General features: G+C 64.2%; 19 protein-coding genes. 10 read left to right on the top strand and 9 right to left on the bottom strand.

Annotation, left to right across the window (positions count from 1 at the left end; all coding sequences use genetic code 11):
• Positions 1-77: 77 nt before the first annotated feature.
• The 5 genes from ACVJGD_RS31295 to ACVJGD_RS31275 all read left to right on the top strand — a co-directional run bounded on the left by ACVJGD_RS31295 (position 78) and on the right by ACVJGD_RS31275 (position 6,404).
• Positions 78-800 carry a thermonuclease family protein gene (locus ACVJGD_RS31295; RefSeq protein ID WP_456637828.1) on the top strand — a complete coding sequence of 241 codons (723 nt, stop codon included), beginning with the start codon at positions 78-80 and terminating at the stop codon, positions 798-800.
• Between the two features lie 48 nt (positions 801-848).
• Positions 849-1,682, top strand: a complete 834-nt coding sequence (locus tag ACVJGD_RS31290; protein WP_456637827.1) for an LssY C-terminal domain-containing protein — start codon at positions 849-851, stop codon at positions 1,680-1,682.
• Between the two features lie 78 nt (positions 1,683-1,760).
• On the top strand, positions 1,761-2,948 hold the full coding sequence (locus ACVJGD_RS31285; protein ID WP_456637826.1) for a pyridoxal-phosphate-dependent aminotransferase family protein: 1,188 nt from the start codon (positions 1,761-1,763) through the stop codon (positions 2,946-2,948).
• A 77-nt stretch (positions 2,949-3,025) separates the two neighbouring features.
• Entirely contained in the window at positions 3,026-5,140 is a 2,115-nt protein-coding gene (locus ACVJGD_RS31280) for a S9 family peptidase (RefSeq protein WP_456637825.1), read from the top strand.
• 88 nt (positions 5,141-5,228) lie between these two features.
• Positions 5,229-6,404: an IS110 family RNA-guided transposase gene (locus ACVJGD_RS31275; protein WP_456632918.1), complete on the top strand. Its 1,176-nt coding sequence runs from the start codon at positions 5,229-5,231 to the stop codon at positions 6,402-6,404.
• 450 nt (positions 6,405-6,854) lie between these two features.
• Here ACVJGD_RS31275 and ACVJGD_RS31270 read toward each other — a convergent pair whose 3' ends face one another.
• The 3 genes from ACVJGD_RS31270 to araD form a co-directional block, all read right to left on the bottom strand.
• On the bottom strand, positions 6,855-8,297 hold the full coding sequence (locus ACVJGD_RS31270) for an aldehyde dehydrogenase family protein (protein ID WP_456637824.1): 1,443 nt from the start codon (positions 8,295-8,297) through the stop codon (positions 6,855-6,857).
• A gap of 227 nt (positions 8,298-8,524) precedes the next feature.
• Complete coding sequence (locus tag ACVJGD_RS31265; RefSeq protein WP_456637823.1) at positions 8,525-9,250, bottom strand: ribonuclease activity regulator RraA; 726 nt, start codon at positions 9,248-9,250, stop codon at positions 8,525-8,527.
• A gap of 175 nt (positions 9,251-9,425) precedes the next feature.
• On the bottom strand, positions 9,426-11,162 hold the full coding sequence (gene araD, locus ACVJGD_RS31260; protein WP_456637822.1) for an L-arabinonate dehydratase: 1,737 nt from the start codon (positions 11,160-11,162) through the stop codon (positions 9,426-9,428).
• A gap of 229 nt (positions 11,163-11,391) precedes the next feature.
• Here araD and ACVJGD_RS31255 point away from each other — a divergent pair, with 229 nt between their 5' ends.
• The gene (locus ACVJGD_RS31255) at positions 11,392-14,517 is read left to right on the top strand and encodes a PAS domain S-box protein (RefSeq protein ID WP_456637821.1); all 3,126 of its coding nucleotides are present in this window, start codon (positions 11,392-11,394) and stop codon (positions 14,515-14,517) included.
• Between the two features lie 178 nt (positions 14,518-14,695).
• Here ACVJGD_RS31255 and ACVJGD_RS31250 read toward each other — a convergent pair whose 3' ends face one another.
• Entirely contained in the window at positions 14,696-15,343 is a 648-nt protein-coding gene (locus ACVJGD_RS31250; RefSeq protein ID WP_456637820.1) for a response regulator transcription factor, read from the bottom strand.
• 154 nt (positions 15,344-15,497) lie between these two features.
• Here ACVJGD_RS31250 and ACVJGD_RS31245 point away from each other — a divergent pair, with 154 nt between their 5' ends.
• Complete coding sequence (locus ACVJGD_RS31245; RefSeq protein WP_456637819.1) at positions 15,498-15,809, top strand: hypothetical protein; 312 nt, start codon at positions 15,498-15,500, stop codon at positions 15,807-15,809.
• 78 nt (positions 15,810-15,887) lie between these two features.
• On the opposite strand, the gene ACVJGD_RS31240 is transcribed toward ACVJGD_RS31245, so the two are convergent.
• The 5 genes from ACVJGD_RS31240 to ACVJGD_RS31220 all read right to left on the bottom strand — a co-directional run bounded on the left by ACVJGD_RS31240 (position 15,888) and on the right by ACVJGD_RS31220 (position 19,892).
• Positions 15,888-16,205 carry a PilZ domain-containing protein gene (locus tag ACVJGD_RS31240; RefSeq protein WP_456637818.1) on the bottom strand — a complete coding sequence of 106 codons (318 nt, stop codon included), beginning with the start codon at positions 16,203-16,205 and terminating at the stop codon, positions 15,888-15,890.
• A 3-nt stretch (positions 16,206-16,208) separates the two neighbouring features.
• Entirely contained in the window at positions 16,209-17,084 is an 876-nt protein-coding gene (locus ACVJGD_RS31235; protein WP_456637817.1) for a CheR family methyltransferase, read from the bottom strand.
• 33 nt (positions 17,085-17,117) lie between these two features.
• Entirely contained in the window at positions 17,118-17,501 is a 384-nt protein-coding gene (locus tag ACVJGD_RS31230) for a response regulator (protein WP_456640432.1), read from the bottom strand.
• A gap of 244 nt (positions 17,502-17,745) precedes the next feature.
• Positions 17,746-18,126 (bottom strand): flagellar biosynthesis repressor FlbT, encoded by a 381-nt coding sequence (flbT, locus tag ACVJGD_RS31225; protein ID WP_456637816.1) that lies wholly within the window; start codon positions 18,124-18,126, stop codon positions 17,746-17,748.
• A 185-nt stretch (positions 18,127-18,311) separates the two neighbouring features.
• Positions 18,312-19,892 (bottom strand): flagellin N-terminal helical domain-containing protein, encoded by a 1,581-nt coding sequence (locus ACVJGD_RS31220; RefSeq protein ID WP_456637815.1) that lies wholly within the window; start codon positions 19,890-19,892, stop codon positions 18,312-18,314.
• 704 nt (positions 19,893-20,596) lie between these two features.
• Here ACVJGD_RS31220 and ACVJGD_RS31215 point away from each other — a divergent pair.
• The 3 genes from ACVJGD_RS31215 (at position 20,597) to ACVJGD_RS31205 (ending at position 22,577) form a co-directional block, all read left to right on the top strand.
• Positions 20,597-21,304 (top strand): Crp/Fnr family transcriptional regulator, encoded by a 708-nt coding sequence (locus ACVJGD_RS31215; protein WP_456637814.1) that lies wholly within the window; start codon positions 20,597-20,599, stop codon positions 21,302-21,304.
• 185 nt (positions 21,305-21,489) lie between these two features.
• Positions 21,490-22,212 carry a Crp/Fnr family transcriptional regulator gene (locus ACVJGD_RS31210; RefSeq protein ID WP_456637813.1) on the top strand — a complete coding sequence of 241 codons (723 nt, stop codon included), beginning with the start codon at positions 21,490-21,492 and terminating at the stop codon, positions 22,210-22,212.
• 116 nt (positions 22,213-22,328) lie between these two features.
• The gene (locus tag ACVJGD_RS31205; RefSeq protein WP_456637812.1) at positions 22,329-22,577 is read left to right on the top strand and encodes a hypothetical protein; all 249 of its coding nucleotides are present in this window, start codon (positions 22,329-22,331) and stop codon (positions 22,575-22,577) included.
• Positions 22,578-22,673 lie beyond the last annotated feature (96 nt).

The following is a 22,673-nucleotide window of genomic DNA, read 5'->3' as shown; positions in this document are numbered from 1 at the left end:
GGGCTGCGGCGTTCGCGCTACTGGCCGGCCTGCCCGAATCTCCGCACAATCGTTCGCCAATTTCCGTGAACCCGCCGATGCGATCGCTGCTCCTCATTGCCGCCCTCCTGCTGTCGCCCGCGCTGGCGCAGGCCGCCGACATCACCGGCGTGCCGAAGATCCGCGAGGGCGACCAGCTCCAGATCGGCTCAGCCCGCATCCGGCTCGGCGGCATCGACGCGCCATCGACCGACCAGCTCTGCCTCAACACCCACGGCGAGCGCTGGACCTGCGGGGTCGCCGCGCGCGACGAGCTGATCAAGCATGCCGGCCACAAGAGCTGGACCTGCCATCCCCGCGCCACCGACCGCCGCGGCCGCATCGTGGCGCGCTGCGAGGTCGACGGCGAGGACATCCAGAAATGGCTGGTCGCGCACGGCTGGGCGCTCGCCTATATGCGCCTGTCGCACGATTACGAGGCGGACGAGAAAGCCGCGCGCGAAGCCAAGGCCGGCATGTGGCAGGGCGCCTTCATCGCGCCCTGGGACTGGCGCATCCGCAACAAAAAGACGCCGATCCTGGGCGCCGTGAAGCCGCCGGAGAACGCCCGCACCATCCTGCTTGCTTCCGCCTCGGGACCGGTCGCGCCCTCGCCCGACTGCACCATCAAGGGCAATGTCAACACCTCGGGCGAATGCATCTATCACACGCCGCAGAGCCGCTGGTACGCCAAGATCCAGATGAAGATCGCCAAGGGCACGCGCTGGTTCTGCTCGGTCGAGGAGGCGGAAGCCGCCGGCTGCCGCGAGACAAGGCGATAACCACCCTTTAAACTGCTCCGCGCAACCTCCGTTTGAGAGCGCAGCACAGTGACAGAGCTCGACGACAAGGCGCAACCTTCGGCGCGGCGGGGACGGGTCCGGCGCATCCAATTGCTGCTGGTGCTGACGCTCGCGATCTATGCGCTTTCGGCCTATCTCGTGCTGCCGGCATTCTGGACCCATCACGAGCACCAGAAGGGCCTCGCCAACCTGCCGATGGTGACGCGCACCGCGCAGGGGATTCCCGGCGATCCCATGAATATCGGATTGATCGGCGACAAATACGACGTGGTCTGCGCCATGCACGCCGCCGGCTGGTATCCGGCCGATCCGATCACGCTGAAATCATCGATCGAGATCGTCGGCAGCGTGTTGCTCGACCGCCCCTACCGCGACGCGCCGGTCAGCAATCTCTTCTATCTCGGCCGGCGCGAAGACCTCGCCTTCGAGAAGCCGATCGGAAACAGCGCCGATCGGCGCAACCATGTCCGCTATTGGCAGGTGCTCGACAAGGGCGAGGAGGGCCGCCCGGTGTGGCTCGGCGCCGCCACGCAGGATCGCAGCGTCGGCGTCAGCCATTACACCGGCGCGATCACCCATCACATCGGTCCCGACCTCGACGCCGAGCGCGCGCTGCTCACCGCCGACCTGGAACAGGCCCGCATGGTGGCTGCGAAATATCAGGTCACCGGCATCGGCCCGACGATCGCAGGCCGCAATGGCGGCGGCGACCTCTATTACACCGACGGCGAGATCTGGATCCTGACGCTGGTGGAAGCATGCAAGCCCCGCGATGGCCCGGCGACGACGATCCCGAGCCCGCCGGCGGTCGAGATCAAGGATCAGATCTGGCATGCAGTCGCCGGCGCGATCGGAAAATAACGCCAGTGTGGGTTGAAATTTGCAGCCAATCCCTGCATCCATGCCCGATATGCGGGGTATTGAATTAGGAACCCAACAATGACCGTTCGCGCGGGCCGGGAATTTCTGGCCATCCCCGGACCCACCACGATGCCCGACGAGGTGCTGCAGGCGATGCATCGCCCGGCGCTCGATATCTACTCGGCAGAGATGATCGAACTGACCGAGAGCCTCTTGCGCGATCTCTCAAAGCTGTTCGCCACCAAGGGCAAATCCTACATCTATATCGCCAACGGCCATGGCGCCTGGGAAGCTACGCTCTCCAACGTGCTGTCGCGCGGCGACAAGGTGCTGGTGCTCGAGAGCGGCCGCTTCGCGATCGGCTGGGGCCAAGCCGCATCCGCAATGGGCGCCGAGGTCGAAGTGTTGAAGGGTGACTGGCGTCGTGCGATCCGGCCCGCGGAAGTGGAAGAGCGGCTGCGGCGCGACAAGGATCACACGATCAAGGCGATCCTCGCGGTGCAGGTCGACACCGCATCGGGCGCCTATAACGACGTTGAGGCGATCGGCAAGGCGATCAAGGCGAGCGGCCATCCGGCGCTGTTCATGGTCGACACCGTGGCCTCGCTCGGCTGCATGCCGTTCGAGATGGACGCCTGGGGCATCGACGTCGCGATGTCCGGTTCGCAGAAGGGCCTGATGACGCCGCCGGGCCTCGGCTTCGTCGCGGCGAACGCCCGCGCGCAGGAGGTGCACAAGCGCGCCGATTTGCGCACGCCCTATTGGGACTGGACCGAGCGCGAAGGCACCGAGCATTATCGCAAATATGCCGGCACCGCGCCGGTGCATCTGTTGTTCGCCTTGCGCAAGGCGATCGATATGCTCACCGCCGAGGGACTACAGAACGCCTTTGAGCGCCATCGGCTGCTTGCGGAAGCCGTGCGGCGCGCCGTTGCGGTGTGGGCCGAGGGACAGGTGCTCGGCTTCAACATCACCGAACCTGCCGAGCGTTCGAACACGGTGACGACAGTCACCATGAACGACCATGACCCGGCGGCGCTGCAGCGCTATTGCAAGGAGAAATGCGGCGTTGTGCTCGGCACCGGCATCGGCGACCTGCAGGGCCAGGCCTTCCGCATCGCCCATATGGGCCATGTCAACGCGCCGATGATCCTGGGCACGCTCGGCGTGGTCGAGGTCGCGCTCAACGCGCTCGGCATTCCCCACGGCAAGGGTGGAACCGAGGCCGCGATCGAATGGCTGGGCGAAAGCGTCGAAGCTGATTGAAGGGCCTGTGGCGCATCTGGCAATCCTCGCCTGCGTCCCGATATAAGGCATAGCCTTTGAAACGGAACGAGGACCGAGTGGACCAATCCGCCACCAAGACACCTGCCCACCCAGCGCCCGTCGCGCCGCAGCGGCCGCATTCCTTCACGCGGCACGGCATCACCGTGACCGACGACTATGCCTGGCTGAAGGATCCGAAATGGCAGGAGGTGCTGCGCGATCCCTCGATCCTCGATCCGGATATCCGCAACTATCTCGAAGCCGAGAACGGCTATACCGAGAGCCTGCTCGGCCACACCGCACCCTTGCAGAAGACGCTGGTCGCGGAGATGCGCGGGCGGATCAAGGAGGACGATTCCAGCGTCCCCTCGCCCGACGGTCCGTTCGCTTACTTTCGTAAATTCCGCGAGGGCGGGCAGCATGAGATGTTCGGCCGCATGCCGCGCGACGGCGGCGAGGCGCATGTCGTGCTCGACGGCGACGAACTGGCGAAGGACCGGGACTATTTCAGGTTTGGCGGCAGCCGGCATTCGCCGGACCACAGGCTGCATGCCTGGAGCGCCGACACCAAGGGCTCGGAATATTTCTCGATCCGCGTGCGCGACTGGGCAACCGGCGGCGATCTCAACGATATCGTCGAGGAAACCGATGGCGGCGTGGTGTGGAGCGCGGATGCGAAGAGCTTCTTCTACGTCAAGTTAGATGACAACCATCGCCCGATGCAGGTCTGGCGCCATCGTCTCGGCACCCGGCAGGCCGACGACGTGTTGGTTTACGAAGAGCAGGATTCCGGCTGGTTCACCCATCTGCATGAGAGCGCGAGCGGGCGCTTCTGCGTGATCGCGGGCGGCGATCACGAGACCTCGGAGCAGCGGCTGATCGATCTTGGAAATCCCGAGGCGCCGCCGCGGCTGATCGCCGAGCGCGAGGAGGGCGTGCAATATTCGATCGCCGATCGCGGCGACGAGCTGTTCATCCTCACCAATGCCGACGGCGCGATCGACTTCAAGGTGGTGACCGCGCCGCTTGGATCGCCCGAGCGCAAGAACTGGCGTGACCTGATCCCGCATCGCGAAGGCATCTACGTCATCGACCTCGAGCTTTTCTCCGGCCACATGGTGCGGCTGGAACGCGCCAATGCGCTGCCCGCGATCGTGATCCGCGATCTCGCCACCAACGAAGAGCATGCGATCGCCTTCGACGAGGCCGCCTACTCGCTCGACACCATGGGCTCCTACGAATTCGAGACGACGAACCTGCGCTTCTCCTATTCGTCGATGACGACGCCGTCGGAAGTCTACGACTACGACATGACGAAGCGGACACGGGTGTTGCGCAAGCGCCAGGAGATTCCCTCCGGCCACGACCCGGCCGACTATGTCACCACCCGCATCATGGCGACGTCGCATGATGGCGCAGAGGTGCCGGTCTCGATCCTGCACCGCAAGGATTTCGTTCGCGACGGCGCGGCGCCGCTACTGCTCTATGGTTACGGCTCCTATGGCATGGCGATGCCGGCCTCCTTCAGCACCAACCGCCTGTCGCTGGTCGACCGCGGCTTCGTCTATGCGATCGCGCATATCCGTGGCGGCGCCGACAAGGGCTGGGGCTGGTATCTCGACGGCAAGCGCGAGAAGAAGACCAACAGCTTTGATGATTTCGCGGCCTCTGCCCGCGCGCTGATCGATGCAAAGTACACGAGCGCAAAACGCATCGTCGGCCATGGCGGTTCGGCCGGCGGCATGCTGATGGGGGCAGTCGCAAACCGCGCCGGCGAATTGTTCGGCGGCATCGTCGCCGAAGTGCCGTTCGTCGACGTGCTCAACACCATGCTCGACGACACGCTGCCGCTGACGCCGCCGGAATGGCCGGAATGGGGCAACCCGATCGAGAGCGAGAAGGATTTTCGCACCATCCTGTCGTACTCGCCCTACGACAATGTCGCGGCGAAGGATTATCCCGCGATCCTCGCCATGGGCGGCCTCACCGATCCGCGCGTCACCTATTGGGAGCCGGCGAAATGGATCGCGCGACTGCGGGCAAACATGACCGCCGGCGGGCCGGTGCTCTTGCGCACCAACATGGGCGCGGGACACGGCGGCGCATCGGGCCGCTTCAACCGCCTCGATGAAATCGCGATCGTCTACGCGTTTGCGCTATGGGCGGTGGGATTGGCGGACGCGGCCGCGTAGCTTTCGTAGTAATGTAGATTCCATGGGGCGGTGAGCGCGCCCTTTCCGGTAGGTTTGGGTTTCCACACTCGAACCATCGGAGAGTCTGATGCAAGCATTGACCAAGAACACGCCCACCGCCGGGCATTGTGGCACGATTTTCGTTGCGATCGAACTGAGTCAGAAGACGTGGCTGGTGACGCTGCACAGTCCGGATCGGGACCGGATATCGCGCCACAAGCTGGAAGGCGGCGATCACGCCGGGCTGCTGGCGCTGATCGAGCAGGTCAAGGCCCGGGCGACTGCGAAGCTTGGAGCGGCGCCGCGGGTGGTGAGCTGCTACGAGGCTGGCTATGACGGCTTCTGGCTGCACCGGCTGCTCGCGGCGGCTGGGATCACCAACTTCATCTTCGACCCGGCGAGCATCGCGGTGGAGCAACGGGCGCGGCGGGCGAAGACAGACCGGATCGATGGCGAGCTTCTGCTGCGCACCTTGATGGCTCATTTGCGAGGCGAGCCGCGGGTGGTGCGGATCGTCCGGGTGCCGAGCGTGGCCGAGGAGGACGCCCGGCGCGCCAGCCGCGAACGCGAACGACTGGTGAAGGAGCAGACGGGGCACACCAACCGGATCAAGGCGCTGCTGCGCCTGTTGGGCATGGCGGCCGGCACCTTGCGACGACGGACCTGGCTCGCCTGGCTGGAGCAGCAGCGGGACTGGCAAGGGCAGCCGCTGCCGCCGCAGCTTCTGGCCGAAGTGAAGCGCGAGCATGCCCGGCTGATGCTGGTGCGCGACCAGCTCAAGGCGCTGGAGCAGGCCCAAGTCGCTACAGAAGTCGCGGCAGAAGTCGCGGCGGAAGCCGCCGCGGCGCCGGCGCCGATGGCGAAGCGACGGGATCAGTTGCAGCAGCTCAAGGCGCTCGGCCCGGCGTTTGCCGCGACGCTGGTGAACGAGGTGTTCTACAAGGACTTCCGCAACCGGCGCGAGGTCGCCAGCTATTGCGGATTGGCGCCCAGTCCCTGGCAAAGCGGCAGCATCGATCGCGAGCAGGGGATCAGCAAGGCCGGCAACCGGCGCGCCCGCCACAAGACGATCGAACTGGCCTGGCTCTGGCTGCGCCATCAGCCGGACAGCGCGCTCAGCCGCTGGTTCCGCACCCGCACCGAAAACGCCGGCAAGCGCGCCAAGCGCATCGCCATCGTCGCGCTGGCGCGCAAGCTGATCGTGGCGCTGTGGCGCTATCTCACCACCGGCCTTGTTCCGGAGCAGGCCGTGATGAAGGCCTAGCACCGGACCACGCCACCAGGGCGAGGCGGCTCCGCGCCGCGCGCCCCGTACAGGATGGATGATGACCGTGCCACCCAGGGGCCCAACCAGGCCGCTTTGTAGATGGGTCTCATCCTCTTGGCTTCCTCGCCGCAAGCATGCGGAATGTGGGTACGGATCAGCCGATCCGACCGGATATGAGGTGATGCAGTGAGCTGCAGAAATCTTCGGAAGCCAATCCTCGCCCGGGGCCCGGTCGTCGCGCTGCGCTACGCATGGCTCCGCGCGCCGCCCTCTCACTGCAAAAACCCAACCCGCACCGGTTCAAGAGCCTTGACTCACAAAGCCCCATATGAGGGTGGGCAAAGCGAAGCGTGCCCACCTTCTCTTGCATCGAGCGTGGATGGTGGGCACGCTACGCTTTGCCCACCCTACGAGGCTGCACTTCAGCCTGATGCAACAACGCAAACCTCACGGATTCGTATAAGCCGTCTTCACCGTCGTGTAGAACTCGGCCGCATATTTTCCCTGCTCGCGCGGGCCGTAGCTCGAGCCTTTTCGGCCGCCGAACGGGACGTGATAGTCGACGCCGGCAATCGGCAGGTTGACCATCACCATGCCCGCCTCGGCGTTTCGCTTGAAGTCGCTGGCGTATTTCAGGCTGGTGGTGCAGATGCCGGCGGAGAGGCCGAACTCGGTATCGTTTGCGGTGGCCAGCGCCTCGGCATAGTCGTTGACACGAATGACGCCGGCGACCGGTCCGAAGATCTCCTCGCGTGCGATCCGCATCTTGTTGGTCACGCCGGTGAACAGCGCCGGCTGCAGATAGAAGCCGGGCGCGTCACGCTTCAGCCGCTCGCCGCCGAACACCAGCTTGGCTCCCTCGTCCTTGCCGATCGAGAGATATTTCAGGTCCTGATCGAGCTGGTTCTGGTCGACGACCGGGCCGATATCGGTGCCGGCCTTCAAGGCGTCGTCGACCTTGAGGCCGCCCAGACGCGCGGTGAGCGCGGCGACGAACTTGTCATGAATGCCCTTGGTGACGATCAGGCGCGAGGCCGCCGTGCAGCGCTGGCCCGTGGAGAAGAACGCGCTGTTGGCGGCGCATTCGACCGCAACCTTCAGGTCGGCATCGTCGAGAATGACCAGCGGATTCTTGCCGCCCATCTCGAGCTGGAATTTCTTCATCGGCCGCGACGCCACGCAGGCCGCGGCGACCTTTTGGCCGGTCGCCACCGATCCGGTGAAGCTGATCGCCGCGACATCGGGATGTTCGAGCAGCGCGGCGCCGACCTCGGAGCCGCGACCGATCACGAGGTTAAGCACGCCTTTGGGCAGACCGGCACGCTGCAGGATATCGACCAGCGCCCAGGTCGAACCCGGCACCAGGTCAGCCGGCTTGATCACGACCGTGTTGCCATAGGCGAGCGCGGGCGCGATCTTCCAGGCCGGAATCGCGATCGGAAAATTCCAGGGCGTGATCAGGCCGACCACGCCCAGCGCCTCGCGGGTGATCTCGACATCGATGCCGGGCCGCACGGAGGAAAGTTTCTCGCCGGCCATGCGCAGGCACTCGCCGGCAAAGAACGCAAAAATCTGCCCGGCACGCGCGGCCTCGCCGGTGCCCTCGGGCAGGGTCTTGCCCTCCTCGCGCGACAGCAAGCGGCCCAATTCATCCTTGCGCGCCAGGATTTCATCTGAGGCTTTCTTGAGGATGTCGTAGCGCACCTGCGGCGTCGCACGCGACCATGCGGGGAATGCCGCCTTGGCAGCGGCGACCGCAGCATCAAGCTGGGCGCGGGTGCCGCGCACGGCTTCGCCGACGATGTCGTTGGTATCGGACGGATTGACGTTGGGCGAGCGCGCGCCGTCCGACATCCATTCGCCGTCGATCAGATTGTTGAACATCAGCATGGCGTTCCTCCGTCTTGGTCGATCTTGGTGCCAATTGTCGAATCGAGAACTAAAGCATGGTTCGATCAAGTTGAACCGCAGCCGCGCCGAAGCTGCGCTCCCTCTCCCGCTTGCGGGAGAGGGCTGGGGTGAGGGTGTCTCCACGATGGGACAATCCGTGGGGAGAGAGCCCTCACCCGGCGCTATGCGCCGACCTCCCCCGCAAGCGGGGGAGGTGGGATCGCGATCTAGCGTCCGTTCCTTTTCCGCCAGGCCGCGAAATCGGTCAATGTCTGCGGATCGGTGGCGGGATAGAGACCAAAGATGCCGCGGCCCTTGTGGACTTCCTCGGCGACGAAATCCTCGAATGCAGTCATCTCGAAGGTTTCCTCGGCGATCTCGTCGGCAAGATGCGCGGGGATGACGATGACGCCGTCGGCATCGCCAAGGATCACATCGCCGGGGAACACCGGGGCGTCGCCGCAGCCGATCGGCACGTTGATCTCGATCGCCTGGTGCAGCGTCAAATTCGTCGGTGCACTCGGCCGGTGGTGGTAGGCGGGAAAGCCGAGCGCGGCGATCTCTACGGAATCGCGGAAGCCGCCATCGGTGACGACGCCGGCAACGCCGCGCTTCATCAGGCGCGTCACCAGGATAGCGCCGGCGGAGGCGGCGCGCGCATCCTTGCGGCTGTCCATCACCAGCACCGCGCCGGGCGGGCAATCCTCGATCGCCTTGCGCTGCGGATGCGGATGCGAACGGTCGCGGAAGACCTCGAGCTTGTTGAGGTCCTCGCGCGCCGGCATGTAACGCAGCGTGAAAGCTTCGCCGACCATGGTCGGCTGGTCCGGGCTCAAGGGGTGGACGTCCTGGATGCACTGGATGCGGAAACCGCGTTTGTACAGCGCGGTGGCAACGGTGGCGGTGGAGACGGTTTTCAGCTTGTTGCGGGTGGCGTCGCTGAGTTTGGACATCGGCGTTCTCGCTCTCTCATTTATCATTCCGGGATCGATGCTGAGCTCCCTCTCCCGCGTGCGGGAGAGGGCTGGGGTGAGGGCTCTCTCCGCGAGTCCCCCAGCGGAGAGAACCCTCACCCGGCGCTACGCGCCGACCTCTCCCGCACGCGGGAGAGGTGAAGAACAACGGCGATCAGTAAATCGACGGCTCGTCGACCGGCTTGCCGAAATCCGTCTCGAGGAAATCGAAATCGCAGCCTTCGTTGGCCTGCTTGATGTGGCGGGAGAACATCCAGCCATAGCCGCGCTCGTAGCGGCGCTCCGGCGGCTTCCAGGCGGCGCGGCGCCGTTCGAGTTCTTCTTCCGGAACATCGAGGGTGATGCTGCGGGCAGCGACGTCGAGGGCGATGCGGTCGCCATTCTTCACCAGCGCGAGCGGGCCGCCGACGTAAGCTTCGGGCGCGACATGCAGGATGCAGGCGCCATAGCTGGTGCCGCTCATGCGCGCGTCCGAGATCCGCACCATGTCGCGCACGCCCTGCTTCACGAGCCTGGTCGGGATCGGCAGCATGCCCCATTCCGGCATGCCCGGTCCGCCCTGTGGCCCTGCGTTGCGCAGGATCAGGACATGATCGGGCGTGACATCGAGATCGGGATCGTCGATCGCCTTCTTCATCGAGGAGTAATCGTCGAACACCAGCGCCGGGCCCGAATGCTTCAGGAAGCGCGGATCGCAGGCGCTGGGCTTGATGACGCAGCCGTCGGGGGCGAGATTGCCCTTGAGCACCGCGAGCGCGCCCTCCTTGTAGATCGGGTTCGCGACGTCGCGGATGACATCGTCGTTATAGACTTCGGCGCGGGCGATGTTTTCCCCCAGCGTCCTGCCGGTCACGGTGACACAGTCGAGATGCAGATGATCCTTGATCCGGCTCATCAGTGCCGGCAGGCCGCCGGCATAGAAGAAATCCTCCATCAGATAGAGATCGCCGCTCGGGCGGACATTGGCGATCACAGGCACCTTGCGGCTTGCCTTCTCGAAATCGTCGAGGGAGATGTCCTGGCCGGCGCGGCGGGCCTGCGCGATCAGATGGATGATCGCATTGGTCGAGCAGCCCATCGCCATCGCGACCGTGATCGCGTTCTCGAACGCTTTGCGCGTCTGGATCTGTCGCGGGGTCAGATCCTCCCAGACCATCTCGACGATGCGTCGGCCGCATTCGGAGGCCATCCGGATGTGACCGGCATCCGCCGCGGGAATCGAGGAAGCACCAGGCAGCGTCATGCCGATGGATTCGGCGATCGCGGTCATGGTGGAGGCGGTGCCCATGGTCATGCAGGTGCCGTAGCTGCGGGCGATGCCGGCTTCCATGTCGACCCAGTCATCATCGGAAATCTTTCCCGCCCGCCGCTCGTCCCAATATTTCCAGGCATCCGATCCCGAGCCCAGGGTGCGGCCCTTCCAATTGCCGCGCAGCATCGGGCCAGCCGGCAGATAGATCGTGGGCAGATTCATGGAGGTGGCGCCTAACAGCAACGCCGGCGTGGTTTTGTCGCAGCCGCCCATCAGCACGACGCCGTCGACCGGATGGCCGCGTAGCAGTTCCTCCGCGTCCATCGCCAGCATGTTGCGATAGAGCATGGTGGTCGGCTTCAAGAACGATTCCGACAGCGACAGCGCCGGCAGTTCCATCGGAAAGCCGCCCGCCATCAGCACGCCGCGCTTGACGTCGTCGACACGGCTCTTGAAATGCATGTGGCAGGGCTGCGCCTCCGACCAGGTGTTGATGATCGCGATCACCGGCCGGTCCTTCCACTCCTGTGGCGCATAGCCCATCTGCATGGCGCGCGAACGGTGGCCGAAGGCCCTGAGATCATCGGGCGCGAACCAGCGCGCGCTGCGGAGCGTTTCCGGGCTTTTCTTTCTTGTCATTTTTGCACCTGTGGTGAGACCTGCGCACCGTCATGTCACAGGGATCGCTGGCCCGGCAAGCCCGTCATGCGCGCCCCCTCCCCGCGTGCAACGGAAAGCTCTCCCGTTGGCCCAATTCATAAAAATGCGTAAACCAAGGCGAACCGAGACCCGCGGGAACCGGTTGCATAAACCGGCCGGTTTCGGGAAGATCGCCTGGTCCTGACGGAGGAAGGCCGCAGCCGCACAGATGACGCTCACAACCAGGCTCGCCATCTCGATGATTGCGCTGGTTGCGATCGCAGTGGGCGCGGTCGCGTGGCTGAGCTATCGCAACCTGGAACAGGCGTTCGTGCCGCGCGTGCTCGACCGGATCGAGACGCATTCGCGCTTCGTCGCAGGCGACCTGGCCTCCTATACCGACGGTGCGCGCGCCGACATCGTGATCTTTCGCGATCTTGCCGCGGTGATCGGGATGATGCAGGCCCGTCTCAATAACGGGACGGATCCGGTCGATCATGTCAGCGAGACGCTGTGGCGCGAGCGGCTGGAAAACCGCCTCGCCGCGCAGCTTGCGATCAAGCCGGCCTATGCGCGGCTGCGTTATATCGGCGTTGCCGATGGCGGGCATGAAATCGTCCGCGTCGACCGTTCGGGGCCGAACGGCGGCATTCGTGCCGTGCCGGAAGCAGAGCTGCCGCGCGCCGGCGATGCGCCCTACTTCCGCGACACGGTCGCACTTGGTGTTGGCGGGATCTATGTCTCGCCGGTCGAATTGGAGAAGGATGCCGGCGCAGCGCAGCCGGTGATCCTACGGGTGGCGACGCCGGTGCCGGCGGCCGATGGCAAGCCGTTCGGGATCATCCTGATCGAGATCGACATGCGCCGCGAGCTCGACCGCGTGCGGAGCTCGGTACGGCCGGGCGAAGCGGCCTATGTGGTCGACGGCCGAGGCAACTACCTCATCCATCCCGACCGCGCGCGCGAATTCGGTGAGCAGACAGGAACCGGAGCCGACTGGCGGCGCGACTTTCCCTATCTGGCGTCGTCGCAGGGTACGCCGCAGGGCTTCTCGCGCATGGTCGAAGGCACGGGTGGACGGCCGAACGGCGTGGCGCTGGCGCCTGCGCTGCTCGCCGGCAATGAATGGATCGCGGTGATCGAGACGGTGCCGAACGCGGTGTTCATGGCGCCGGCGGCGACGATCCGCAACAGCTCGATCGTGGTCGGCCTGCTCGCCGTGCTGGCGGCAGCAGTCCTGGCGATCCTGATCGCGAGGTCGCTGATGCGGCCGATCCGGCAATTGACGGCGGCGGTCGAGAGCGTGGCCAAGAACGGCACCGACGCCATTCCGGTCGACGCGCCGGGCGAGACCGGCGTGCTGGCGCGCGCCTTCGTGCGCGTGATCAATGAGGCGAACGCCAAGACCGTTGCGCTCGAGCGCGAGGTGGTCGAACATCTGCGTACCGAAGCCGCGCGCGACCGCCTCGCCGGGCGCGAGCGCCTGTTCAGCGCCGCAGTCGAATCCGCCAACGACGCCGTCATCACGGAATCGCTGGACGGCATCGTCACCGGCTGGAATCCGGCCGCGGAGCGCCTGTTCGGGTACCCCGCGACTGAGGCGGTGGGCCGGCACATCTCGCTGATCGTGCCGCCCGACCGCGCCTCGGAGACGGACGACGCGCTGCGCCGCATCAGCCGGGGCGAAACGATCGCGAACAACGAGACCGTGCGTCTGCGCAAGGACGGCACGGCGGTCGAGGTCTCGCTCTCGATCTCGCCGATCAAGTCGGCATCCGGGGCCATCATCGGCGTCTGCAAGACCGCGCGCGACATGACCGAAAGCCGCAAGGCGCAGGAGAATTTGCGCGAGAGCGAGCAACTGGCGCGCGGCATCATCAACAGCGCGCTCGACGCCTTCGTGCAGATCGATCAGAAGGGCATCATCCGCTACTGGAATCCGCAAGCCGCAACGCTGTTCGGATGGCCGCGCGAGGAGGCGCTCGGGAGGAACGTGTTCGAGCTGTTGGGGCGGCCGGACGGCCCGCTCAAGGCGGCGCTGGCGGCCTTCCTGAAAACGGGCGGCGTACAGGTGCAACAGCCGCGCCGCGAGGTGCTGATACGGCGGCGCGACGGCGCCGAGTTCACGGCGGAACTCAGCATCGCCGCGCTGAAGACCCGCGACGGTTTCGTGTTCAACGGCTTCGTCCGCGACCTTACCGACAAGATCGCCGCCGAGGAACGCATGAGGCAGGCCGAGAAGATGGAGGCCGTCGGCCAGCTCACCGGCGGCATCGCGCATGATTTCAACAACATCCTCACCGTCATCACCGGCACGATCGAGATCCTGGCCGATGCGGTGAAGAACGAGCCGCAGCTTGCCGCGATCACCAAGATGATCGACGAGGCGGCCGGGCGCGGCGCCGAGCTCACCCAGCATCTGCTGGCATTCGCCCGCAAGCAGCCGCTGGACCCGCGCGAGATCGACGTCAACCTCCTGATCGTCGAGACCACCAAGCTGTTGCAGCGAACGCTCGGCGAGCATGTCGAGATCGAATCGATCTTCGAGGACGAGACCTGCCTTGCGATCGTCGACCCCAACCAGCTCGTCACCGCGATCCTCAACCTCGCACTCAACGCCCGCGATGCGATGCCGGGTGGCGGCAAGCTCGTGCTCGAGACCGGCACCGTCTTCCTCGACGAAACCTACGCGAAACTGCAGGGCGACGTCCGGCCGGGGCGCTATGCGATGATCGCGGTGAGCGACACCGGCACCGGAATCCCCTCCGACATCATCGACAAGGTGTTCAATCCGTTCTTCACCTCGAAAGGTCCCGGCAAGGGCACCGGCCTTGGCCTCAGCATGGTCTATGGTTTCATCAAGCAGTCGGCCGGGCACATCAAGATCTACAGCGAGCAAGGCCACGGCACTACGATCAGAATGTACCTGCCGCCTGCGGCCAGCGCGACAGCCGCGATCGAGCCGACGCTAGCGCTCAAGCTCGAGGGCGGGAACGAAACCATCCTCGTCGTCGAGGACGACAAGCTGGTGCGCGACTATGTGCTGACGCAATTGCACTCGCTCGGCTATGTCACGCTGGATGCCGCAAACGCCTCAGAGGCGCTCGCGATCACCCGCGCCGACCGGCCGTTCGACCTCTTGTTCACCGACGTGATCATGCCCGGCATGAACGGCCGCCAGCTCGCCGAGGAGATCCGCAGATTGAAGCCCGACGTGAAGGTGCTGTTCACCTCGGGCTACACCGAGAACGCGATCATCCATCACGGCCGGCTCGACGAAGGCGTGCTCTTGCTGGCAAAGCCCTATCGCAAGTCGGACATGGCGATCATGATCCGCAAGGCGCTGGCGGGATAGAGGCGAGCTCAAATGCGAAAGACGTTGCAATAACTCGCAGCAATAACGGTGTCGTCCCGGGCTTGCCCCGGGACCCATAACCACAGGCAGTTGTTGTGTGCTCCGCTGCAACCGCTTGCTCGCGTCACAACAACCGCCTGTGGTTATGGGTCCCTGCTTTCGCAGGGACGACGGCGGACTAGGCCGAGCGCTGCTGTTGCTGCTGCGCGGTCATCACGATGCGCACGAGGTCGGCGGCATTCCTGGCGCCCAGCTTCTTCATGATGTTGGCGCGATGATCCTCGATCGTGCGCGGGCTGATGCCGAGAGAACGCCCCGCTTCCTTGTTGGAGGCGCCGGCCGTGAATTGTTCCAGCACCTCGCGCTCGCGCCGGGTCAGCGGCTCGCGTCCCGGAAAATGCAGCGTCGCGATGCGGGAGCCGGAGTTCTCCGCCTGCCGCCGCGTATAGGCGCCGATCGCTTCATCGAGGCGGGCGACGATCTCGCTGCCGCGGAACGGCTTTTCGATGAAGTCGAGCGCGCCGTTCTTGATGGCGCTGACGGCCATCGCGATGTCGCCCTGTCCCGAGATCATGAAGATCGGCGCCGGATAATCCTCGCCATGCAGTTCCTTCAGAATATCGAGGCCGGATTTGCCGGGGATGTGCACGTCGAGCAGGATACAGGCCGGCGTCCTGGTTCGCGCGACCGACAACAGCGCGGCGCCGTCGGCAAAACAGATCACCTGGTAGCCGGCTGCAGACAGGACCATCGAGAGCGTGTCGCGGACGGCGGGATCGTCATCGACTACGAAAATCTCCCCGCGGGAGGGGGCATTCTCAGCCATGGGTCATTCGTCCCTGAGTGGTGAAACCTGGCGCAAACCGAAACAATGACTCCGATCGACATCGCATCGAATTGACCCGTATTTGTACGGGACGACGGCTTAACGCACAAGTAGCACCGGGGTCCCTAAAGATAGGGTACCGTGGAGAATGCGCATGCAGAAAGCTGCAGAAGAAAATATCGCCACCGAGGCCGTCGATGGAAACGACGCCTATCAATCAATCGTCTCGGACCTGACGTGCCTGATCGGGCAGGTGCAGGCGAGCCTGTCGCGGATCGAGAGCGCGATCGCCTGCGAAACCTCGCTTGCTTCCGCTGATGGCGCCGATACCGACATTATCGTGCTCGATGACGTCACGCCCCGCTATGCCAGAGCGGGGGCGGTGCTGAAGGCATGCGACGAGGGGCTCGGCGCGGCCCTTGAGTTCCTGCTCGAAGCGACGGCAATCGAGCACCGCCTGAACTAGCCGGAGGTTTTGCGGCTTTCGGTTCCCTCGCTTTGCAGCAAATGTGGTGCGGCCGCGCCGCCGGCGGAGGCAGCCGTCTCAGGAATCGGCAGATTCCGCCGCCGCGGTGACGCGCTTTTTCATCGGCTTGCCCCGGATGAACTGGATGTCGATCTCGGTGCCGTTGACGCGGACCAGTTCGCAGCGGCGGTAGGCAAGCCCGGTCGAGGACAGCAGCAGGAAGAACTCTTTAAGGTTAAGGCCCTGGATGGAGCCTTCGACGTTCAGGGCGGCGTCATTCTCGGAGATGGCGTTAAGCACGCAGTTGCGCCGCCAGGTTCCATCGATGGCCATGATGCACACCTCGTAGCCGCGGCTGAATGTCACCCGCTCCGCCGCCCTGCTGGTCTCGCTCATCTGTCAGCGTCCTCCGATCGCGGCCATCCTGGGCATGGCGGCAGCCGCCATCGGAGCGACCGCCGGGCGCGCGCCGCTCGGCCGGTAGAGGCCGCGCTTTTCAGGACAGGGCTTGAAGACGTCGGTCAGGCCGACGACGGTTTCGGCCGCGCCGAGCACCAGGAAGCCATCTCCTTCGAGCGACCTGGCGAGGCGGTTGAAGATGCTGATCTTGGTGTCCTGGTCGAAATAGATCAGGACGTTGCGGCAGAAGATGACGTCGAAAGTGCCGAGCTGCGAGAAGTCATGCAGCAAATTGAGCTGCCGGTGCTGCACCATGGCGCGGATGTCGGCATTGATCTGCCAGAGCTCGCCGTTCTGCTTGAAATATTTGACCAGCAATTGGATCGGCAGGCCGCGCTGCACCTCGAACTGGCTGTAGATCCCGGCCTTGGATTTCTCCAGCACCTCCTGCGACAGATCGGTCGCGACGATCTCGGTGCGCCAGCCCGCAAGCTGCGCGCTCAGCTCCTTCAGGCACATCGCCAGCGAATACGGCTCCTGCCCGGTCGAGCCGGCGGCGCACCAGATCCGGATCGTCCTGCGGCTTGCCCGCGCCTTCAACAGCTCCGGGATGATCGTATCGCGGAAATGATCGAACGGCGCCTTGTCGCGGAAGAAGAAGGTCTCGTTGGTGGTCATGGCCTCGACCGCCTGCGCGATGTGGCAGGCAGAGCCTGCCCTCATCTTCTGCACGAGATCGTCGATGCCGACGAGGCCGCATTTGCGCGACAGCGGCAGCAGGCGGCTTTCGATCAGATATTGCTTGTCCGCGGACAGGTCGAGACCGGAATGGTCCTTGAACAATTTACGCAGATACTCGTAGTCGGCAGCGTTCACGACAGCCTCTCAGCGCAGGGGATTTTCGAACGATCAGGCAGGCATCGAGGCTGCGATCAGGCCGACTTCGTGGAATTTGGCGGCGATGATGTCTTTGTCGAACGGCTTCATGATGTATTCGTCGGCGCCCGCCTCGAGCGCGCGCGAGATGTGATCGATGTTGTTCTCGGTGGTGCAGAACACGACCTTGGGCAGGTCGCCGCCGGGTAGCCGACGCAGATGGAGCAGGAATTCATGGCCATCCATCACCGGCATGTTCCAGTCGAGCAGCACCGCTGTGGGCATGGCGCGCCTGCAGGCTTCCAGCGCCCGCTCGCCGTTCTCGGCCTCGATGATCTGGAAATCGAGCTCTTCCAGGATGCGGCGCGCGATCTTCCGCACCACGCTGGAATCATCGACGACAAGGCAGGTCCGCACTTGCTCGCCGATCCGAACGTCGTCCATCTGAGTTCGCCTCTCGATTGTTCTTGTGGATGCTCGTCAATCGATAGCGCCCAGCGGCTCACAACCACTTAATTTTACCGCCCGTGCGACTACGGATGGCATGTTGATACCGCAGGGCGGGCGCTACCGGATGCGCCTGACTCGATCGCGGCCGCGCATCGGGCGCGAAGACAATGAATTCGTTGGAGTTTTCGCGTGCGGGGTAGGCCTCGCCTGCTCACGCCGCGGCGCGCTGCTGCTCGCGCTGCATCAGCTTGCGGATCTCCTTGAGCGCCTTGTAAAGGGCGCCATCAGCCACATGCCGGTTAACCAGGTCGAGCGCCTCACGCGCGCCGGCATCGGCCTCCCGCAGCTCCTTGGCGAAGCCGAGATAGGCGGTCCGATAACGCTGAACGTCGTTCTTCAGATACATGGTCTGGACGCAGTGATAGAGCCGCCTTGCCGGGGTATTGGCGGTCTCCGCGGTCACGGTGTCCCGTTCGCGCAGGATCGGCGCTTCGCCGTCGATCAGGAAGGAGGTGCGGGTGCCGGAATTGATCAGCACGGTCTCGCCGATGACGATCCGTTCAAACGGCTTGAGTTCGACGCGTAACGGCATGATCGTCTCCTTTTCTAGGCAACGGCTTTTCTAGGTAAAGACCTGGGCGTCTAGTCGCCCTCGATCTTTGAAGTCTTCGTCGCGCGAAACGGCGATGGGGGTGCCGCCATGCGGTCTCGCGATAGTTCAGCCCGAAAGCGGCGGAGTTGCCTCCGCCGCTTCCGTGTTCGGTTTCGTCGCAGGGCTCAGCGGAGGAGCTGGAGCACGCTCTGCTGGCTCTGGTTGGCGAGCGCCAGCGCGGACACCGCGATCGACTGGCGGGTCGACAGCGCCTGGCTGTTGGCCGCTTCCTCGTTGGTGTCGGCCAGCGTCAGGTTGGACGAGCCGGTCTGCAGCACGTTGATCAGGTTCTTCGAGAAGTCCTGACGGATCTGCACGATCGACAGGTTCGAACCGAAGGCCGACGCCTGCGAACGCAGCGTGCTCGACGCGTTGTTCAGCACGGTGAGAACCTTCTGGGTGCTGTCGTTGTCGATGAAGTCGGTCCCGGCAGTCAGCGACGACAGGCCGAGGCCGGCCGGATCGTCGGTCACGCCGTTGATCGTCAGCGTCGACTTGCCGGTTTCGTTGAACACCAGCTTGAGCTGATCGCCGTTCAGCAGGTTGATGCCGTTGAAGGAGGCATCCTGCGCCGTCGTCTTGATCTGGTCGATCACCGTATTGTACTGGCGGACCAGATCCGCGCGAGTGTTTTGCGCATCGATATCCTTGACCGGCGCGGTCGTGGTGAGAGTCCCGAGCAGACCGCCGGCACCCGTGGCGCTGCCGGTGATCTTGCCGGTCAGGTCAACCGACGCATCGTCGTTCGCAGTCGTGATGCTCAGCTTGCCGTCGGCGGAGATCGAAGCCACCAGGTTGCTGTCGGCGAGCTTCTTGTTCAGATCGTCCAGGGTGTTCACCTCACCGGTGCCGGTTCCGATGGTGATGTTCTGAGCCGCCTTGCTGCCGATCGCAGCGATGCTGAGGACCTGGCCATCCTTGGTACTGGTCGGCTTGGTCTCACCTGCCGTAAGGCCAAGCTTGGCGAGGACGGTGGTGCTGCCACCGAACGTGATGCTGTTGGTCGTATCAGCAGCGGCGTTGCTGACGGTCAGGGCGTTGGCAGTGATCGACGATGTGCCGCCGGTGATGCCGTTGATCGCGGTAAGAACATCCGCCACAGTCGTATCGGCGGGGCCCGCGCCCCACTGCAGGTTGATCGTGACGTTGCCGTTGGCGTCCGTGGTCGAGGCCGCGGTGGCGCCGACGCCGCCCGTCGCGAACGTGATCGTCTTGCCGTTGACCGAGAACGAGTCGCCGTTGGCAAATCCAGCAGCAGTGGTGGTCGTGGCCGCGGTGATGCCGCCCGCAACCGCAGTACCCGTCACGGTCGCCGCCGTATCGGCATTGCCGAGCAGGTTCGTGGCGGTCGCGCCAGTGATGGCGGCCGACGTAGCGGTCGACTTGGCCGAATAACCCGTGGTCGCCTGCAGCGCCTGGTTGGCGATCGACTTGGCGCTGTCGACCAGCTTCTGCAGCGAGGTGATGCCGGTGTTGGCCGCCTGCAGCACCTGCACGCCGTTGCCGATGCCATCGAGCAGGTTGTTGATGTCGCTCGCGCGATTGTCGAGCGAGGCGGCAGTGAAATAGTTGGTCGGATTGTCGAGGGCCGAGTTGACCTTCTTGCCGGTGGAGAGGCGGCTCTGCGTGGTGGCGAGCAGGTCAGCGGTTGATTGCAGCGAGAGCAGGTTCTGGCGAACCGAAGCGGAAAGAACAATGCCGGACATGACTGAGTACCCTTCTGGATGAACACTGTTGACGCAGCCGCCGGAAATTTCACTCCGGCGACCGTGCCACACTGTTCCGGCGGCGCTACCCGTTCGTTAAATCGCTCCTCAGTACAAATACCCAGAAAATCCGCGCGCAGACGTGTTTCTCAGTAGTTCTACTGAGACGATCGCAGGCGTGAATGCGTGAATGCGCAGATCGGAACAGCAGTACGCGCGCACGATGGATTGCGATCGGATCACGGAGCAGACAACTCTCGTCGTCGACGGACAACGCGAGCGTCAAGGACCCACGCTCTCTTCACCGCGATCGAGAGAGCGTAACGCAATGAGTTTGATTCAAATCGCCGTCACGCATGACCTTCTCGTTCGAGCATCATCTCTACCGCGAACGTTCGCGTTCGTCTCATCGGAACAAGCGACCTCGTTGCGCCGACAAGTTCCATTCAATCCCGCTGCGCAGTGCTTCGCATGGAGACGCGGCGCGCTTGAGCGCTGTCGATATCTTTCGCGGTCTCCCGCGCGAATCAGCACGCCATTCTCGTACGGTCGCAAACGACGCGGTCTGTCTGCCCGGTAAGGTGTATAGCCACAAACGCGTAACTCTTGTGCAATCGTCGGAGACAGCTATTCTTCGTGCCATCCGACATGCCATGAGTAGGTGACGCGAGACCGTGAGCTCCCGCCTTTCGGCAGGAGAGGGAATGGCTGGATCATCGCGTCCGTCCAATCATCTGTTGCAGACTCTGCCAGCCGCGGAATTCGAGTCGCTGCGGCCGCATCTCGCAACCGTCGAACTGACCAAAGAGACGGTGCTGTTCGAGGCCGGTGCGCCGATCGGCGAAGTCTATCTGCCGCACAGCGGCGTGGTTTCAATGATCGTCGGCTTCGCCGAAGGCGAGACCGTTGAAGTCGCCAAGATAGGCCGCGACAGCATTGTCGGCGGCACTGCCGCGCTCCATGACGGACCGTCGCTGGCGGACGCGGTCGTCATCATTCCCGGCATCGCCTCGGTTCTTGCAACCGATCGCCTGCATGCGGCGATGGAAGCAAGCAGCGCGCTGCGGGACGTTCTGGTCAGGCATCAGCAGGCGCTGTCCGTGCAGGCCCAGCAGGCCGCGACATGCCATGCATCGCACACGGTCGAATCACGGTTGTCTCGCTGGCTGTTGCACACTCGTGAGTTGTGTGACGGCGAACCGTTGCCGCTGACCCAGGAATCTCTGGCGCAGCTGCTCGGCGTTCGGCGCAACGCCATTTCGATCGTGGCACACGCATTCCAGGAAGCCGGCTTGATCCGCTACAGCCGCGGGAACATCGAAATCATCGATCTCGAAGGTTTGCGGAAGACCGCGTGCGAGTGCTACGCCGCGGTGAAGACGCGGCGCGGTCGACTGCTCAAGACCGAATGAGAAGCCCTGCAGGCGGCGGAACCTGCGTCGTCGAAGCCACAGTTGCCGGCACTAATCGCATAGCATCCTTAAAATCGCCAAGTTTTCCTTGCTCGCGATGCGTGACAAGGTCATCTTGCAACAAAGGCAGCGTGTGCGGGCTGCCAGGCCCGAAACATGCTCAAGCTAAGAGGCAGGAGACTGCTTTGGATTCGGTTCCTCGTCCGCCGAACGGATTCCTGTCCGCACTGTCGGCATCCGATTTCGAACTGATCCGCCCGCATCTGCGCACCATCGATCTCATCCAGGACATGGTTCTGGTCGAGGTCGACGAAGTGCTCAAGCGAGCCTATCTGCCGCACAAGGGTGCGATTTCCCTGATCGTGAAACTCGCGCGCGGCGAGCATGTGCAGATCGCCTTGGTCGGGCGTGACAGCATCTTCGGCGCGTTCGCCGCGCTCGGGGACGCGACCGCGCTGAACAGCGCCATGGTGGTGGTGCCCGGCATCGCTTCGACGATCGAACTCGATCAGCTTCGCCTCGCCGCCGACCGGAGCGCGACGCTGCGCCGCGCGCTGGCGCGGCACGGACTCGCGGTCGATGCGCAGATCCAGCAGACCGCCGGCTGCAATGCTTCGCACACCGTGGAATCGCGGCTCGCGCGATGCCTCCTGCACACCCGCGACCTGTCCGGAAGCGACAAGATCGTGCTGACGCAGGAAGCCATGGCGCAGATGATCGGCGCGCGTCGCAACAGCGTCTCGCTGGTCGCGCATACGCTTCAGCAGGCAGATTTCATCCACTACAGCCGAGGCCACATCGAGATCACCAATCTCGACGGTTTGATGAAGACCTCATGCGAATGCTACGCGACGGTGAAAGCCCAATACACCCGCCTGATTCAGAGATGTGAACAGGTTAGGGCATAGGCGCAACCGCGCGCTTGCTCCCCGCGTGGAAATCCGGCCGTACTTCTACGGCTCCAAATTTTCACAGACGGCTAAGCTTAACCGGCGATAATCGGCGTGAACACGGGAGAGCTGACATGTTCACGTTCGAAACGACGGACCAGAAGGAAGCCAGGCGTTTTCGTATCGCACAGTTCAACGGCAGGACCGCGACCGCGCGTTCGGCCGGCTCGACGGTCACAGGTCACGTTCGATCCATCGTGGAAAACAAGTCGCGCGTTCCAGCAGCCTGGACCATCACGATCATCCCGGAAGCGCCGAAGCCCGCAACCGTGAACCTGCGGCCAGCTCCGCGCGTTCATGCCTTCGCGGAAGATTACCTCTGAACGACCTCATAGCCGGGTGACGCAAAACGCGTAACCCGGGAGATCTGCGCCGATGTCGAGGAGCGACCCCAGGTATTCCGGCGCTTCCTTATCAAT

It is taken from the genome of Bradyrhizobium sp. USDA 10063, from assembly GCF_054063735.1.
The sequence above is the reverse complement of the archived record's forward strand: the minus strand, read 5'-3'. Positions and strand labels throughout refer to the sequence as shown.

Coding starts and splice junctions, on each gene's coding strand:
- ACVJGD_RS31295 (WP_456637828.1), top strand. CDS start 78: ATGCGATCGCTGCTCCTCATTGCCGCCCTCCTGCTGTCGCCCGCGCTG.
- ACVJGD_RS31285 (WP_456637826.1), top strand. CDS start 1,761: ATGACCGTTCGCGCGGGCCGGGAATTTCTGGCCATCCCCGGACCCACC.
- ACVJGD_RS31275 (WP_456632918.1), top strand. CDS start 5,229: ATGCAAGCATTGACCAAGAACACGCCCACCGCCGGGCATTGTGGCACG.
- ACVJGD_RS31270 (WP_456637824.1), bottom strand. CDS start 8,297: ATGCTGATGTTCAACAATCTGATCGACGGCGAATGGATGTCGGACGGC.
- ACVJGD_RS31265 (WP_456637823.1), bottom strand. CDS start 9,250: ATGTCCAAACTCAGCGACGCCACCCGCAACAAGCTGAAAACCGTCTCC.
- araD (WP_456637822.1), bottom strand. CDS start 11,162: ATGACAAGAAAGAAAAGCCCGGAAACGCTCCGCAGCGCGCGCTGGTTC.
- ACVJGD_RS31255 (WP_456637821.1), top strand. CDS start 11,392: ATGACGCTCACAACCAGGCTCGCCATCTCGATGATTGCGCTGGTTGCG.
- ACVJGD_RS31250 (WP_456637820.1), bottom strand. CDS start 15,343: ATGGCTGAGAATGCCCCCTCCCGCGGGGAGATTTTCGTAGTCGATGAC.
- ACVJGD_RS31245 (WP_456637819.1), top strand. CDS start 15,498: ATGCAGAAAGCTGCAGAAGAAAATATCGCCACCGAGGCCGTCGATGGA.
- ACVJGD_RS31240 (WP_456637818.1), bottom strand. CDS start 16,205: ATGAGCGAGACCAGCAGGGCGGCGGAGCGGGTGACATTCAGCCGCGGC.
- flbT (WP_456637816.1), bottom strand. CDS start 18,126: ATGCCGTTACGCGTCGAACTCAAGCCGTTTGAACGGATCGTCATCGGC.
- ACVJGD_RS31220 (WP_456637815.1), bottom strand. CDS start 19,892: ATGTCCGGCATTGTTCTTTCCGCTTCGGTTCGCCAGAACCTGCTCTCG.
- ACVJGD_RS31215 (WP_456637814.1), top strand. CDS start 20,597: ATGGCTGGATCATCGCGTCCGTCCAATCATCTGTTGCAGACTCTGCCA.
- ACVJGD_RS31205 (WP_456637812.1), top strand. CDS start 22,329: ATGTTCACGTTCGAAACGACGGACCAGAAGGAAGCCAGGCGTTTTCGT.